Annotated in this window: 15 protein-coding genes; 13 read left to right on the forward strand and 2 right to left on the reverse strand. The window is 50.3% G+C overall.

The features are described 5' to 3' along the window. Nucleotides 1–207 precede the first annotated feature (207 nt). The 7 genes from astC (at nucleotide 208) to ves (ending at nucleotide 7,828) form a co-directional block, all read left to right on the forward strand. Nucleotides 208–1,428, forward strand: coding sequence for a succinylornithine/acetylornithine transaminase (gene astC / locus HEN33_RS01710; RefSeq protein WP_000081972.1), 1,221 nt, complete (start codon nucleotides 208–210; stop codon nucleotides 1,426–1,428). After that, complete coding sequence (gene astA, locus HEN33_RS01715) at nucleotides 1,425–2,459, forward strand: arginine N-succinyltransferase (protein ID WP_000989430.1); 1,035 nt, start codon at nucleotides 1,425–1,427, stop codon at nucleotides 2,457–2,459. Before astC ends, astA begins: the two co-directional genes overlap by 4 nt. Continuing rightward, nucleotides 2,456–3,934 carry a succinylglutamate-semialdehyde dehydrogenase gene (gene astD / locus HEN33_RS01720; protein WP_000177310.1) on the forward strand — a complete coding sequence of 493 codons (1,479 nt, stop codon included), beginning with the start codon at nucleotides 2,456–2,458 and terminating at the stop codon, nucleotides 3,932–3,934. The genes astA and astD overlap by 4 nt, the downstream gene beginning before the upstream one ends. Beyond that, nucleotides 3,931–5,274 carry an N-succinylarginine dihydrolase gene (gene astB, locus HEN33_RS01725; RefSeq protein ID WP_000994976.1) on the forward strand — a complete coding sequence of 448 codons (1,344 nt, stop codon included), beginning with the start codon at nucleotides 3,931–3,933 and terminating at the stop codon, nucleotides 5,272–5,274. Before astD ends, astB begins: the two co-directional genes overlap by 4 nt. After that, complete coding sequence (astE, locus tag HEN33_RS01730) at nucleotides 5,267–6,235, forward strand: succinylglutamate desuccinylase (RefSeq protein ID WP_000368482.1); 969 nt, start codon at nucleotides 5,267–5,269, stop codon at nucleotides 6,233–6,235. The genes astB and astE overlap by 8 nt, the downstream gene beginning before the upstream one ends. Before the next feature lie 329 nt (nucleotides 6,236–6,564). Continuing rightward, nucleotides 6,565–7,050 carry an ATP-independent periplasmic protein-refolding chaperone Spy gene (spy, locus tag HEN33_RS01735; RefSeq protein WP_001228990.1) on the forward strand — a complete coding sequence of 162 codons (486 nt, stop codon included), beginning with the start codon at nucleotides 6,565–6,567 and terminating at the stop codon, nucleotides 7,048–7,050. 202 nt (nucleotides 7,051–7,252) lie between these two features. After that, nucleotides 7,253–7,828: an environmental stress-induced protein Ves gene (ves, locus tag HEN33_RS01740; protein ID WP_001353168.1), complete on the forward strand. Its 576-nt coding sequence runs from the start codon at nucleotides 7,253–7,255 to the stop codon at nucleotides 7,826–7,828. Here the strand turns inward: ves and cho are convergent. After that, nucleotides 7,788–8,675 (reverse strand): excinuclease Cho, encoded by an 888-nt coding sequence (gene cho / locus HEN33_RS01745; RefSeq protein WP_000252370.1) that lies wholly within the window; start codon nucleotides 8,673–8,675, stop codon nucleotides 7,788–7,790. The genes ves and cho overlap by 41 nt on opposite strands. A 229-nt stretch (nucleotides 8,676–8,904) precedes the next feature. Then, a complete protein-coding gene (gene nadE / locus HEN33_RS01750; protein ID WP_000175037.1) occupies nucleotides 8,905–9,732 on the reverse strand; it encodes an ammonia-dependent NAD(+) synthetase in 828 nt (275 codons plus the stop codon). Between the two features lie 201 nt (nucleotides 9,733–9,933). Here nadE and osmE point away from each other — a divergent pair, with 201 nt between their 5' ends. The 6 genes from osmE (at nucleotide 9,934) to celF (ending at nucleotide 15,040) form a co-directional block, all read left to right on the forward strand. Next, nucleotides 9,934–10,272: an osmotically-inducible lipoprotein OsmE gene (gene osmE / locus HEN33_RS01755; protein WP_001039044.1), complete on the forward strand. Its 339-nt coding sequence runs from the start codon at nucleotides 9,934–9,936 to the stop codon at nucleotides 10,270–10,272. A 298-nt stretch (nucleotides 10,273–10,570) separates the two neighbouring features. Next, nucleotides 10,571–10,891 carry a PTS N,N'-diacetylchitobiose transporter subunit IIB gene (chbB, locus tag HEN33_RS01760; protein WP_000412169.1) on the forward strand — a complete coding sequence of 107 codons (321 nt, stop codon included), beginning with the start codon at nucleotides 10,571–10,573 and terminating at the stop codon, nucleotides 10,889–10,891. An 84-nt stretch (nucleotides 10,892–10,975) separates the two neighbouring features. Then, nucleotides 10,976–12,334, forward strand: a complete 1,359-nt coding sequence (chbC, locus tag HEN33_RS01765; protein ID WP_000073040.1) for a PTS N,N'-diacetylchitobiose transporter subunit IIC — start codon at nucleotides 10,976–10,978, stop codon at nucleotides 12,332–12,334. A 50-nt stretch (nucleotides 12,335–12,384) separates the two neighbouring features. Next, nucleotides 12,385–12,735, forward strand: coding sequence for a PTS N,N'-diacetylchitobiose transporter subunit IIA (gene chbA, locus HEN33_RS01770; protein WP_000968919.1), 351 nt, complete (start codon nucleotides 12,385–12,387; stop codon nucleotides 12,733–12,735). 7 nt (nucleotides 12,736–12,742) lie between these two features. Beyond that, on the forward strand, nucleotides 12,743–13,585 hold the full coding sequence (gene chbR / locus HEN33_RS01775) for a transcriptional regulator ChbR (protein WP_000983653.1): 843 nt from the start codon (nucleotides 12,743–12,745) through the stop codon (nucleotides 13,583–13,585). 102 nt (nucleotides 13,586–13,687) lie between these two features. Further along, complete coding sequence (gene celF / locus HEN33_RS01780) at nucleotides 13,688–15,040, forward strand: 6-phospho-beta-glucosidase (RefSeq protein ID WP_176263749.1); 1,353 nt, start codon at nucleotides 13,688–13,690, stop codon at nucleotides 15,038–15,040. Nucleotides 15,041–15,051 lie beyond the last annotated feature (11 nt).

Genomic DNA, 15,051 nt, shown 5'->3' on the forward strand with positions numbered 1-15,051 from the left:
TTTCTATTCACCATCATCGCAAACATATTCACTTTTTATGCACTTTAAATGCATAGCGTACAGTTATAACTCCTTGATTATCAGTTAATCGCCCCCTTTTATGCACTTTTATCACTGGCTGGCACGAACCCTGCAATCTACATTTACAGCGCAAACATTACTTATTATTAACATATAAATAACGAATCATTTACTGTAGAGGTCGCTATGTCTCAGCCAATTACGCGTGAAAACTTTGATGAATGGATGATACCTGTTTACGCTCCGGCACCATTTATTCCGGTACGTGGCGAAGGTTCGCGCTTGTGGGATCAGCAGGGGAAAGAGTATATCGACTTCGCGGGTGGCATTGCGGTGAACGCACTGGGCCATGCGCACCCGGAACTGCGCGAGGCGCTGAACGAACAGGCGAGTAAGTTCTGGCATACCGGTAATGGTTACACCAACGAGCCGGTACTGCGACTGGCGAAAAAATTGATCGACGCCACTTTTGCCGATCGCGTGTTCTTCTGTAACTCTGGTGCGGAAGCCAATGAAGCGGCGCTCAAACTGGCACGTAAATTCGCTCACGACCGCTTCGGCAGCCATAAGAGCGGCATCGTGGCGTTTAAAAATGCGTTCCACGGGCGCACGCTGTTTACCGTCAGCGCGGGCGGGCAGCCAGCCTATTCACAGGATTTTGCGCCACTGCCGCCGGATATTCGTCATGCTGCATATAACGATATTAACTCTGCCAGTGCGCTGATTGACGACTCCACCTGTGCGGTGATTGTCGAACCCATCCAGGGAGAAGGTGGTGTGGTGCCTGCCAGCAACGCATTTTTACAGGAGCTTCGCGAACTGTGTGACCGCCACAACGCATTGCTGATTTTTGATGAAGTACAAACGGGCGTCGGGCGTACCGGGGAACTGTATGCCTATATGCACTACGGCGTGACGCCCGATCTGTTAACTACCGCAAAAGCACTGGGCGGCGGTTTCCCCGTTGGCGCTCTGTTGGCAACCGAAGAATGCGCCAGCGTGATGACCGTGGGCACTCATGGCACCACTTATGGCGGTAATCCGCTGGCCTCGGCGGTGGCAGGCAAAGTGCTGGATCTCATCAACACGCCAGAGATGCTTATTGGCGTTAAACAGCGTCACGACTGGTTTGTTGAGCGTCTTAATACCATTAATCACCGCTATGGTTTGTTCAGTGAAGTTCGCGGCTTAGGTCTTTTAATTGGCTGTGTACTGAATGCTGATTACGCCGGGCAAGCGAAACAAATTTCTCAGGAAGCGGCGAAAGCAGGCGTGATGGTACTGATTGCGGGTGGCAACGTGGTGCGTTTTGCACCAGCGCTCAATGTCAGCGAAGAAGAGGTGACGACCGGACTGGATCGCTTTGCAGCTGCTTGCGAACACTTTGTTAGCCGAGGTTCATCATGATGGTCATCCGTCCCGTTGAGCGCTCAGATGTCTCGGCGCTGATGCAGCTTGCCAGCAAAACGGGCGGCGGCCTGACGTCGCTTCCCGCCAATGAAGCCACGCTTTCGGCGCGTATCGAAAGGGCAATCAAAACCTGGCAAGGCGAACTGCCCAAAAGTGAGCAGGGCTATGTGTTTGTACTGGAGGATAGTGAGACAGGCACTGTGGCGGGAATTTGCGCTATAGAGGTAGCGGTTGGTCTGAACGATCCCTGGTATAACTATCGCGTCGGCACGCTGGTTCACGCCTCAAAAGAGCTAAATGTCTATAACGCGTTACCGACGCTGTTTCTCAGTAACGATCACACCGGCAGCAGCGAGTTGTGCACGCTATTTCTCGATCCGGAGTGGCGCAAAGAGGGCAACGGCTATTTGCTGTCGAAATCGCGCTTTATGTTTATGGCGGCTTTTCGCGACAAGTTTAATGACAAAGTGGTCGCCGAAATGCGCGGGGTGATAGACGAACACGGCTATTCACCGTTCTGGCAAAGCCTCGGTAAACGCTTCTTTTCGATGGATTTTAGCCGCGCCGATTTTCTCTGCGGCACCGGGCAAAAGGCGTTTATTGCAGAACTGATGCCGAAACATCCGATCTATACCCACTTTTTATCCCAGGAAGCGCAGGACGTCATCGGTCAGGTACATCCGCAGACCGCGCCTGCCCGCGCGGTGCTGGAGAAAGAAGGTTTTCGCTACCGTAACTATATCGACATTTTTGACGGCGGACCGACGCTTGAGTGTGACATCGACCGCGTGCGCGCCATTCGCAAAAGTCGGCTGGTGGAAGTGGCAGAAGGTCAGCCTGCGCAGGGCGAATTCCCGGCCTGCCTGGTCGCCAATGAAAATTATCACCATTTCCGCGTGGTGCTGGTGCGTACCGATCCAGCGACCGAGCGTTTGATTTTAACCGCCGCACAACTGGATGCCCTCAAATGCCACGCAGGGGATCGCGTTCGTCTGGTGCGCCTGTGCGCAGAGGAGAAAACAGCATGACTTTATGGATCAACGGTGACTGGGTGACCGGCCAGGGTGCATTGCGTGTGAAGCGTAATCCGGTATCGGGCGAGGTGTTATGGCAAGGCAATGATGCCGATGCCGCTCAGGTCGAGCAGGCTTGTCGGGCTGCCCGAGCGGCGTTTCCGCGCTGGGCGCGACTCTCCTTTGGCGATCGTCAGGTAAGAGTTGAACGCTTTGCCGGATTGCTGGAAAGCAATAAAGCCGAATTAACCGCGATTATTGCCAGAGAAACCGGTAAGCCGCGCTGGGAAGCGGCAACCGAAGTGACGGCGATGATCAATAAAATCGCGATATCAATTAAGGCGTATCACGTTCGTACCGGCGAGCAGCGTAGCGAAATGCCGGACGGCGCGGCGAGCTTGCGTCATCGTCCACACGGTGTGCTGGCGGTGTTTGGACCGTACAATTTCCCCGGACATCTGCCTAACGGGCACATCGTTCCGGCGTTACTGGCTGGCAACACGGTAATCTTTAAACCCAGCGAACTGACCCCCTGGAGCGGCGAGGCAGTCATGCGTTTATGGCAGCAGGCTGGCTTGCCGTCTGGCGTGCTGAACCTGGTGCAGGGCGGGCGCGAAACCGGTCAGGCGCTGAGTGCGCTGGAGGATCTCGACGGCTTGCTGTTTACCGGCAGCGCCAATACCGGTTACCAGCTACATCGCCAGCTCTCTGGTCAGCCGGAGAAAATTCTCGCCCTTGAGATGGGTGGTAATAACCCGCTAATAATCGATGACGTGGCGGATATCGACGCGGCTGTCCATCTGACCATTCAGTCGGCATTTGTCACAGCCGGGCAACGCTGCACCTGCGCCCGCCGTTTATTGCTGAAAAGCGGGGCGCAGGGCGATGCGTTTCTTGCTCGTCTGGTTGCCGTCAGCCAGCGATTAACGCCGGGCAACTGGGATGACGAACCGCAGCCGTTTATTGGCGGGCTGATATCAGAGCAGGCCGCACAGCAGGTGGTTACTGCCTGGCAGCAACTGGAAGCGATGGGCGGACGAACCCTGCTTGCGCCACGTTTACTGCGCGCAGGAACATCGTTGCTGACGCCGGGGATCATTGAAATGACAGGCGTTGCTGGCGTACCAGATGAAGAGGTGTTCGGACCGTTATTGCGCGTCTGGCGGTATGATACTTTCGATGAAGCGATTCGAATGGCGAATAACACTCGCTTCGGACTCTCTTGCGGTCTGGTTTCCCCCGAGCGGGAAAAATTCGAGCAACTGTTGCTGGAGGCGCGGGCGGGGATTGTTAACTGGAATAAACCGCTTACCGGCGCTGCCAGTACCGCGCCATTCGGCGGTATTGGCGCTTCCGGTAACCATCGCCCCAGCGCCTGGTATGCCGCCGATTACTGCGCCTGGCCGATGGCGAGCCTGGAGTCGGACTCGTTAACATTGCCCGCCACGCTTAACCCTGGGCTGGATTTTTCCGAGGAGGTGGAGCGATGAACGCCTGGGAAGTCAATTTCGACGGACTGGTGGGGCTGACGCATCATTACGCGGGCCTGTCGTTTGGTAATGAAGCTTCTACCCGTCATCGTTTTCAGGTGTCTAACCCGCGACTGGCAGCGAAACAGGGCTTACTGAAAATGAAAGCCCTTGCCGATTTGGGATTCCCCCAGGCGGTGATCCCGCCGCACGAGCGTCCGTTTATTCCGGTGCTGCGTCAACTGGGATTCAGTGGTAGCGATGAGCAGGTACTAGAAAAAGTTGCACGCCAGGCACCGCACTGGCTTTCCAGCGTCAGCTCCGCTTCGCCAATGTGGGTAGCCAATGCGGCAACGATCGCGCCATCTGCCGATACGCTGGATGGCAAAGTGCATCTCACCGTTGCCAACCTGAACAATAAATTTCACCGTTCGCTGGAAGCCCCCGTCACCGAATCACTGTTAAAAGCGATTTTTAACGACGAAGAGAAATTTAGTGTCCATTCGGCGTTGCCGCAGGTAGCGTTGCTCGGTGATGAGGGGGCGGCAAACCACAATCGTCTCGGCGGTCATTACGGTGAACCGGGTATGCAACTTTTTGTCTACGGGCGAGAAGAGGGCAATGATACCCGGCCTTCCCGTTATCCGGCGCGACAGACTCGCGAAGCCAGCGAGGCGGTGGCAAGGCTGAATCAGGTGAATCCCCAACAGGTGATTTTCGCCCAGCAAAACCCGGACGTTATCGACCAGGGCGTTTTTCATAATGACGTGATTGCCGTGAGTAACCGCCAGGTGCTGTTTTGTCATCAACAGGCGTTCGCTCGACAGGTGCAGTTACTGGCAAACCTGCGTGCGCGGGTGAACGGTTTTATGGCGCTAGAAGTTCCGGCGACTCAGGTTTCCGTGTCAGATGCGGTGTCTACATATCTGTTTAACAGCCAACTGCTGAGCCGCGATGATGGTTCCATGATGTTGGTGCTGCCTCAGGAGTGTCGGGAACACGCCGGAGTATGGGGTTATCTCAATGAACTCCTTGCCGCTGACAACCCGATTAGCGAACTAAAAGTTTTTGATTTACGTGAAAGTATGGCAAACGGCGGCGGCCCGGCGTGCCTGCGGTTGCGCGTGGTGTTGACAGAAGAAGAACGCCGGGCGGTGAATCCGGCGGTGATGATGAACGATACGCTGTTTAATGCGCTCAATGACTGGGTGGAGCGTTACTACCGCGATCGTCTTACTGCTGCGGATCTTGCCGACCCGCAATTGCTGCGCGAAGGGCGGGAAGCACTGGATGTATTGAGCCAATTACTGAATCTCGGTTCGGTTTATCCGTTCCAGCGCGAGGGAGGGGGAAATGGATAATTTTCTTGCTCTGACCTTAACGGGTAAAAAACCGGTTATCACCGAGCGAGAAATCAACGGCGTTCGCTGGCGCTGGCTGGGCGATGGCGTGCTGGAACTGACGCCATTAACGCCACCGCAAGGCGCACTGGTGATTTCAGCGGGAATACACGGTAATGAGACGGCACCTGTGGAAATGCTGGATGCGTTGCTTGGCGCGATATCTCACGGTGAGATCCCGTTACGTTGGCGGCTGCTGGTGATCCTCGGGAATCCTCTTGCGCTGAAGCAAGGGAAACGTTATTGCCATAGTGATATGAACCGAATGTTTGGCGGTCGTTGGCAGCTATTTGCTGAAAGCGGGGAAACCTGTCGGGCGCGCGAACTGGAACAGTGCCTGGAAGATTTTTATGACCAGGGCAAAGAATCTGTGCGCTGGCACCTTGATCTACATACCGCAATTCGTGGCTCCTTGCATCCGCAGTTCGGTGTATTACCGCAACGCGACATTCCCTGGGACGAGAAATTTCTGACGTGGCTGGGTGCGGCGGGGCTGGAGGCACTGGTGTTCCATCAGGCGCCTGGTGGTACGTTTACCCATTTCAGCGCCAGACATTTTGGCGCGCTGGCCTGTACGCTGGAACTTGGCAAAGCGTTACCCTTTGGGCAAAACGATCTTCGCCAGTTTGCAGTCACTGCCAGCGCAATTGCTGCGCTGCTATCTGGTGAGAGTGTCGGTATCGTGAGAACGCCGCCACTACGTTATCGGGTGGTTTCGCAAATTACTCGCCACTCGCCGTCCTTCGAAATGCATATGGCAAGTGACACGCTGAATTTTATGCCGTTTAAGAAAGGAACGTTGCTGGCGCAGGACGGTGAGGAACGTTTTACCGTAACCCATGATGTAGAGTATGTGTTATTCCCTAATCCGTTGGTAGCGTTGGGATTACGCGCGGGATTAATGCTCGAAAAAATAAGCTAATACTTACCCGCAGAAATCATTCTGCGGGTATTAAGTTACTTTCTTATAAATTAATACAGATTAATCCTGGTTATTTGCTTTATTTATCACCAGTCATCCGGTATAGTTCTTCATAATCTCTGCAAAATCATCGTGTTGTAATATTCTCTCATTACTCTCCATCAAATTTTCTTCTTTTCTCCATAATTGGCGCAAAAGTGTTTTTTACACTTTCATTGTTTTACCGTTGCTCTGATTAATTGACGCTAAAGTCAGTAAAGTTAATCTCGTCAACACGGCACGCTACTTAAGAAAGCCGTAATAAATAACTGAAAGGAAGGATATAGAATATGCGTAAATTAACTGCACTGTTTGTTGCCTCTACCCTGGCTCTTGGCGCGGCTAACCTGGCCCATGCCGCAGACACCACTACCTCAGCACCGGCTGACGCGAAGCCGATGATGCACCACAAAGGCAAGTTCGGTCCGCATCAGGACATGATGTTCAAAGACCTGAACCTGACCGACGCGCAGAAACAGCAGATCCGCGAAATCATGAAAGGCCAGCGTGACCAGATGAAACGTCCGCCGCTGGAAGAACGCCGCGCAATGCATGACATCATTGCCAGCGATACCTTCGATAAAGCAAAAGCTGAAGCGCAGATCGCAAAAATGGAAGAACAGCGCAAAGCTAACATGCTGGCGCACATGGAAACCCAGAACAAGATTTACAACATCCTGACGCCGGAACAGAAAAAGCAATTTAATGCTAATTTTGAGAAGCGTCTGACAGAACGTCCAGCGGCAAAAGGTAAAATGCCTGCAACTGCTGAATAATCTTTCAGCCAAAAAACTTAAGACCGCCGGTCTTGTCCACTACCTTGCAGTAATGCGGTGGACAGGATCGGCGGTTTTCTTTTTTGTTCTCAAACAGATGCAAAAAAAGCCTGATCGCCACTAACGTAAATCACCCGAGTTGCCGATAACCATCCACGGTTACCTGAACGATAACAATGAAAAGAACGGGCCGGGAGCGAGTATGGAATACTTTGATATGCGTAAAATGTCGGTGAATTTGTGGCGAAACGCTGCCGGTGAAACGCGCGAAATTTGCACTTTCCCACCGGCAAAACGTGATTTTTACTGGCGCGCCAGCATTGCATCCATCGCGGCGAATGGGGAGTTTTCTTTGTTTCCTGGTATGGAAAGGATAGTGACGTTGCTGGAAGGCGGCGAGATGTTCCTTGAAAGCGCAGACCGCTTTAACCATACCCTAAAACCGTTACAGCCTTTTGCCTTTGCGGCGGACCAGGTGGTTAAAGCGAAACTGACGGCAGGGCAGATGTCGCTGGATTTCAACATCATGACACGCCTGGATGTCTGTAAGGCGAAAGTCAGAATTGCCGAACGTACGTTTACTACCTTTGGCTCACGCGGCGGGGTAGTATTTGTCATTAACGGGGCGTGGCAATTGGGCGATAAACTGCTCACTACCGACCAGGGCGCGTGCTGGTTCGATGGCAGGCACACCCTGCGGCTTTTACAACCGCAAGGTAAACTGTTGTTCAGTGAAATCAACTGGCTCGCTGGTCATTCGCCGGATCAAGTTCAGTAATTTCATAGTTACCGGAAAGCAGCGGCTTACAAAGAATTTTATAACCGTCGTGATCAAACCCGGCGGGTGTCCGAATTAACATTGTCGCTTCTTCCAGCGAATTAACCGCCCCCAGCCACAGCCAGTTTTGAATAATATGATATTGAGTCATTTCCGGGTGCTGTTCTTTCAGTGCCACCGCACCTTGCCAAGGCCAACACACCACCCGCAAACGCTCCAGAGCCTGGCGCAAGCGTAGCGCATGATCGTCAGGGCTCTCTTTACCGCAACACGCCCCGGCGCAACGTTTTAATGCAGAACGAAAACATGCACGCCCGCGGCTTAACGGTTCCAGTCCCAACAGGCCATAACAAAGTTTTTGTTCATCAGCGATGGTCTGCAATGCTTGCAAAGCTGCGCGCCTATTGGCAAACAGGCCAAACAGGTTGGGGGCTCGTGAAAAATCCACCTCTTTGGCATACACCACATCGACGCGCTTTTCATTTAATTGCAGGGCGCAGAGCTGGCGATTGCGGCGCAATCGTTTATTAAATAGCGGCTGCTGCTCTTTGATTAATCGCGCTTCAAGGAGCAGTGCGCCGATTTCACCGGCGGTACATATCCAGCTGATGCGTCGGGATTGTCGCAGCATGGCGGCTTCATCCGGGGTACGTAAATGAGAAAGGACGCGGCTGCGGATGTTAATGCTTTTGCCGATATAGAGCGGCATGGTGTCACTTTCGCCATGAAACAGATACACCCCTGGTCGGGTGGGTAAGTCATTAAGGAATGAACGTAAATGTTCGGGATATTCATAAATTGCCGCAGCTTCAAATTCGAGCCGCGGAGAAGTTAAACGCCGTACCACTGTTGACTCCGAATGCTGGTTATCTATCCAGTGTAACAGGCGGGATGCGATTAAAAAAGAGGCGGGTCGATAACAAAGGTTACACCGTCTGACGTGCTACGCATGTCAGGCCTATTCGACTCCTGCAATGTATTGAATTTGCATAGTTTTGTAGGTCGAATAAGACGTTCACGCCGCATCCGGCGTGAACAAAGTACTCTTTTTCGCACAAACCAATATGTGCAAATTATTACTTTTTCCAGAAATCATCGAAAACGGTAATTGGCGGACGGCGTTTATGTTCGGTTTTCAGATACCAGTTCTCTATTGTTCTGGCGACCTGTTCAGGTACGTTTTTCCCTTCCAGATAGTCGTCGATATTGTCATAGGTCACGCCGAGTGCCACTTCATCTGGCAGAGAAGGGCGATCATCTTCCAGATCGGCCGTTGGGGCTTTCTTATAAAGATGTTCCGGACAACCTAATGCCGCCAGTAACTGTTTACCCTGACGTTTGTTGAGGCGATACAGCGGATTAATGTCCGTACCGCCGTCACCATATTTAGTGAAGAATCCGGTAATGGCTTCTGCTGCATGATCGGTGCCCACCACGACACCGCTGGTCATACCCGCAATGCTATATTGTGCTTTCATCCGCTCACGCGCTTTTTCATTGCCACGGACAAAATCACTTAATTCAATACCCGCTTCGCGCAGCGCCTGTTCGCTGGCCAATACCGCGCCCTTGATATTAACGGTTAATACGCGATCCGGTTGAATAAAGGCAATGGCATCCTGACAATCTTGTTCGTCGGCCTGAACACCATAGGGCAGGCGTACGGCAATAAATTGCAGCGATTCGTTGCCGGTTTCCTGGCGCAGCTCATTAATCGCCATCTGGCACAGCTTACCGGCAAGCGTGGAGTCCTGACCGCCGCTGATCCCGAGCACCAGTGATTTAATGAACGGATAAGTTTGCAGGTAGCTTTTCAGAAAATCGACACTACGACGAATTTCCTCTTCAGCATTAATCTGCGGTTTTGCGCCCAGCGCCTTTATTATTTGTTGTTGCAATGTCATTGAACCCCTCCAGACAGAAAAGACAAAACTTCCTTAAAGCTAACCCGTTGCTACTGAAACGACAAGCGACAGCGGGCTGAATGGTGGTTAAAACGTCATACAGGAATCCTCTGAAAGCGGAGCCGTTTCGTTCACGGGCTTGAAAAAGCGCCCAATGTATTCCAGGCTTATCTAACACGCTGATAAACAAGAGGACGGAATATGAACAAGAATATGGCAGGAATTCTGAGTGCAGCGGCGGTATTAACCATGCTGGCGGGTTGTACGGCTTATGATCGTACCAAAGACCAGTTTGTACAGCCTGTGGTGAAAGACGTCAAAAAAGGCATGAGCCGGGCGCAGGTTGCACAAATTGCGGGTAAACCTTCGTCTGAAGTGAGCATGATTCATGCTCGTGGTACTTGCCAGACCTACATCCTGGGTCAACGTGATGGTAAAGCAGAAACCTACTTTGTCGCGTTAGATGATACCGGACATGTCATCAACTCCGGTTATCAGACCTGTGCTGAATACGACACTGATCCACAGGCTGCGAAGTAATCACTTCGTCTGAAAGCTTGAGTAACAACGGAAACCGGCCATTGCGCCGGTTTTTTTTGGCCTGTGTTCTTAATTATCTTCGCGAATTATTTGCCCGAAATGTGAAGAGGGTCATAACCACAGGTCAAGGAGAGACAATTTATAAGGTCAAAGAAATACTATTGCTCAGGTCTATACCGTATACTCCTTTCAGCCACAAAAAAAGTCATGTTGGTTTCGCAAGTTACCCAGAGCATGGAAGCAGGTTAAGGCTTGCGGAGTGTCTGGCTGACAGATAATCGTCGATGAGGGCAGTTTTATGGAAAAGAAACACATTTATCTGTTTTGTTCTGCGGGCATGTCTACCTCTTTACTGGTATCAAAAATGCGCGCACAGGCAGAAAAATATGAAGTTCCGGTCATTATTGAAGCATTTCCGGAAACACTGGCTGGTGAAAAAGGTCAGAATGCCGATGTCGTGTTATTAGGGCCACAGATTGCTTATATGTTGCCCGAAATCCAGCGTTTGTTACCCAACAAACCGGTCGAAGTAATTGACTCGCTGCTTTATGGCAAAGTCGATGGTTTAGGCGTGCTTAAGGCTGCGGTTGCGGCGATTAAAAAAGCCGCAGCAAATTAATTTATTTTAAATTTTCCCGTCAAAGAGTTATTTCATAAATCAATACCGCAATATTTAAATTGCGGTTTTTAAGGGTATTTTTCTATGAGTAATGTTATTGCATCGCTTGAAAAGGTACTCCTCCCTTTTGCAGTTAAAATAGGAAAGCAGCCACACGTTAATGCAATCAAAAATGGTTTTATTCGCTTAATGCCGTTAACCCTTGCGGGAGCCATGTTTGTATTAATTAACAACGTTTTTCTAAGCTTTGGGGAGGGGTCGTTTTTTTATTCCTTAGGTATTCGCCTGGATGCCTCAACCATTGAAACACTTAATGGTCTGAAAGGTATCGGCGGCAACGTATATAACGGAACATTAGGGATAATGTCTTTAATGGCACCGTTCTTTATTGGCATGGCGCTGGCAGAAGAGCGTAAAGTCGATGCGCTGGCGGCTGGGTTGTTATCCGTTGCAGCATTTATGACCGTCACCCCATATAGTGTCGGTGAGGCCTATGCGGTTGGCGCAAACTGGTTAGGTGGGGCGAATATCATCTCCGGGATTATTATTGGCCTGGTGGTGGCAGAAATGTTTACCTTTATTGTCCGCCGCAATTGGGTCATTAAATTGCCCGACAGCGTACCTGCTTCAGTATCGCGTTCCTTCTCGGCATTAATTCCCGGCTTTATTATTCTTTCCGTGATGGGGATTATTGCCTGGGCGTTGAATACCTGGGGCACCAACTTCCATCAGATCATTATGGATACCATCTCAACCCCACTGGCATCGTTGGGTAGCGTGGTGGGCTGGGCCTATGTGATCTTTGTTCCACTGCTCTGGTTCTTCGGTATTCATGGTGCGCTGGCGCTGACCGCACTGGACAACGGCATTATGACGCCTTGGGCGCTGGAAAATATCGCGACCTATCAGCAATATGGTTCCGTCGAAGCGGCGCTGGCAGCCGGTAAGACCTTCCATATCTGGGCCAAGCCGATGCTGGACTCCTTTATTTTCCTCGGTGGCAGTGGTGCGACTTTGGGTCTGATCCTGGCTATCTTTATCGCTTCTCGCCGTGCTGATTATCGTCAGGTGGCAAAACTGGCGCTGCCGTCCGGCATCTTCCAGATTAACGAACCGATTCTGTTTGGTCTGCCAATTATCATGAACCCGGTGATGTTTATTCCGTTTGTACTGGTACAACCGATTCTGGCGGCAATCACCCTCGCAGCGTACTACATGGGCATTATTCCTCCGGTGACCAATATTGCACCGTGGACCATGCCAACCGGTCTGGGAGCCTTCTTTAACACCAACGGTAGTGTCGCCGCATTGCTGGTCGCATTCTTCAACCTTGGTATCGCAACGTTAATTTATCTGCCCTTTGTTGTGGTCGCTAACAAAGCACAAAACGCGATTGATAAAGAAGAGAGTGAAGAAGATATTGCTAATGCCCTGAAATTTTAATCGATGCCGGTACGGGTAATCGTGCCGGTAAGAAAAGAGAGGAACGATGTATGATGGATCTCGATAACATTCCCGATACGCAAACAGAAGCTGAAGAGCTGGAAGAAGTGGTGATGGGGCTTATCATCAACTCCGGACAAGCGCGCAGCCTGGCGTATGCCGCACTGAAACAGGCGAAGCAGGGCGATTTTGCCGCAGCAAAAGCGATGATGGATCAGTCACGGATGGCATTGAATGAAGCGCATCTGGTACAGACGAAACTGATTGAAGGCGATGCGGGCGAAGGTAAGATGAAAGTGAGTCTGGTGCTGGTCCACGCTCAGGATCATTTAATGACGTCCATGCTTGCGCGTGAACTGATTACTGAATTAATTGAGCTTCATGAAAAACTGAAGGCATAAGGAGTCGATGATGCAGCCAGTGATTAACGCGCCGGAAATTGCCACTGCCCGAGAACAGCAGTTGTTTAATGGCAAAAACTTCCATGTGTTTATCTACAACAAAACTGAGAGTATCAGCGGACTGCATCAGCACGACTATTATGAATTTACTCTGGTATTAACCGGGCGTTACTTCCAGGAGATTAACGGTAAGCGCGTGTTACTGGAACGGGGGGATTTTGTTTTTATTCCGTTAGGTTCGCACCATCAAAGTTTTTATGAGTTTGGTGCCACGCGCATATTGAACGTTGGGATCAGTAAACGCTTTTTTGAGCAGCATTACCTGCCGTTGTTGCCTTATTGCTTTGTCGCTTCGCAGGTATACCGGACCAATAACGCTTTTCTCACCTATGTGGAAACCGTGATTTCTTCATTGAATTTCCGCGAAACAGGGCTGGAAGAGTTTGTTGAGATGGTGACTTTTTATGTCATTAACCGTTTGCGTCATTACCGCGAAGAACAGGTGATTGATGATGTACCGCAGTGGCTGAAAAGTACGGTAGAAAAGATGCATGATAAAGAGCAGTTTAGTGAATCGGCGCTGGAGAATATGGTGACGTTGTCAGCCAAATCACAGGAATATTTGACGCGAGCGACTCAACGATATTATGGCAAAACGCCAATGCAGATTATTAATGAAATCCGTATTAATTTTGCCAAAAAACAACTGGAAATGACTAACTATTCAGTGACAGACATTGCGTTTGAGGCCGGTTATAGTAGCCCGAGTTTGTTTATTAAAACGTTTAAGAAATTAACGTCCTTTACGCCTAAGAGCTATCGTAAGAAATTGACTGAATTTAATCAGTAAGTCGTTATACCTGACAATTAACATATCTGTCCTGTTGCTGGATTATTTATGTCCGGGGGCAGATATGCCAGATATCAGTATTCTGTACTGAAGGGAGAAATTATGAGCCAGAAATTAAAAGTCGTCACTATTGGTGGCGGGAGCAGCTATACCCCGGAGTTACTGGAAGGATTTATTAAGCGTTATCACGAATTACCTGTCAGCGAATTATGGCTGGTGGATGTTGAAGGTGGTAAAGCTAAACTTGATATTATTTTTGATCTCTGCCAACGGATGATTGATAACGCTGGCGTCCCGATGAAGCTTTATAAAACGCTGGATCGCCGCGAAGCATTGAAAGATGCTGATTTCGTTACTACCCAACTGCGCGTAGGCCAATTACCGGCGCGCGAACTGGATGAACGTATTCCATTAAGTCATGGTTATCTTGGTCAGGAAACTAACGGTGCGGGCGGTTTGTTTAAAGGTCTGCGTACCATTCCGGTGATTTTTGACATCGTAAAAGATGTCGAAGAACTTTGTCCGAATGCATGGGTGATTAACTTTACTAACCCGGCGGGAATGGTCACTGAAGCCGTCTATCGTCATACCGGATTTAAACGCTTTATCGGCGTGTGTAATATTCCGATCGGCATGAAGATGTTTATTCGCGATGTTCTGACTCTGAAAGACAGCGATGATTTATCTATCGATTTGTTCGGCCTCAACCATATGGTGTTCATTAAGGATGTGCTGGTAAATGGCAAATCACGCTTTTCCGAATTGCTTGATGGTGTGGCATCCGGGCAGTTAAAAGCATCTGGCGTTAAAAATATTTTCGATCTGCCGTTTAGTGAAGGCTTAATTCGTTCGTTGAATCTGCTGCCATGTTCTTATCTACTGTATTACTTCAAGCAGAAAGAGATGCTGGCGATTGAAATGGGCGAATACTACAAAGGCGGTGCGCGTGCGCAGGTAGTACAGAAAGTCGAGAAAAACCTTTTTGACCTGTATAAAAATCCTGAGCTGAAAGTTAAACCGAAAGAGCTGGAACAGCGTGGTGGGGCTTATTACTCCGACGCAGCGTGTGAAGTGATTAACGCTATTTATAACGATAAGCAAACGGAACACTACATTAATATTCCACATCATGGGCATGTTGATAATATTCCGGCAGACTGGGCAGTAGAAATGACCTGCACGCTGGGGCGCAATGGTGCGACGCCTCATCCGCGCATTACCCATTTCGATGACAAAGTGATGGGGCTAATTCACACTATTAAAGGCTTTGAGATTGCTGCCAGCCATGCAGCACTAAGCGGTGAATTTAATGATGTGTTACTGGCGCTGAATCTTAGCCCGCTGGTGCATTCCGATCGCGATGCTGAGCTGCTGGCACGCGAGATGATTCTGGCGCACGAGAAATGGCTGCCAAATTTTGCCGACTGCATCGCAGAGCTTAAAAAAGCACATTAACCGAGGCTGAT

This window comes from Escherichia sp. 94.0001 (assembly GCF_013369155.2).
GTDB lineage: Bacteria > Pseudomonadota > Gammaproteobacteria > Enterobacterales > Enterobacteriaceae > Escherichia > Escherichia coli_F.

Bases quoted from the DNA above. Each gene is read 5' to 3' on its own strand.
- osmE (WP_001039044.1), top strand. From the start codon at position 9,934: ATGAACAAGAATATGGCAGGAATTCTGAGTGCAGCGGCGGTATTAACC.
- astA (WP_000989430.1), top strand. From the start codon at position 1,425: ATGATGGTCATCCGTCCCGTTGAGCGCTCAGATGTCTCGGCGCTGATG.
- chbR (WP_000983653.1), top strand. From the start codon at position 12,743: ATGATGCAGCCAGTGATTAACGCGCCGGAAATTGCCACTGCCCGAGAA.
- astD (WP_000177310.1), top strand. From the start codon at position 2,456: ATGACTTTATGGATCAACGGTGACTGGGTGACCGGCCAGGGTGCATTG.
- spy (WP_001228990.1), top strand. From the start codon at position 6,565: ATGCGTAAATTAACTGCACTGTTTGTTGCCTCTACCCTGGCTCTTGGC.
- ves (WP_001353168.1), top strand. From the start codon at position 7,253: ATGGAATACTTTGATATGCGTAAAATGTCGGTGAATTTGTGGCGAAAC.
- chbC (WP_000073040.1), top strand. From the start codon at position 10,976: ATGAGTAATGTTATTGCATCGCTTGAAAAGGTACTCCTCCCTTTTGCA.
- nadE (WP_000175037.1), bottom strand. From the start codon at position 9,732: ATGACATTGCAACAACAAATAATAAAGGCGCTGGGCGCAAAACCGCAG.
- celF (WP_176263749.1), top strand. From the start codon at position 13,688: ATGAGCCAGAAATTAAAAGTCGTCACTATTGGTGGCGGGAGCAGCTAT.
- chbB (WP_000412169.1), top strand. From the start codon at position 10,571: ATGGAAAAGAAACACATTTATCTGTTTTGTTCTGCGGGCATGTCTACC.
- chbA (WP_000968919.1), top strand. From the start codon at position 12,385: ATGATGGATCTCGATAACATTCCCGATACGCAAACAGAAGCTGAAGAG.
- astC (WP_000081972.1), top strand. From the start codon at position 208: ATGTCTCAGCCAATTACGCGTGAAAACTTTGATGAATGGATGATACCT.
- astE (WP_000368482.1), top strand. From the start codon at position 5,267: ATGGATAATTTTCTTGCTCTGACCTTAACGGGTAAAAAACCGGTTATC.
- astB (WP_000994976.1), top strand. From the start codon at position 3,931: ATGAACGCCTGGGAAGTCAATTTCGACGGACTGGTGGGGCTGACGCAT.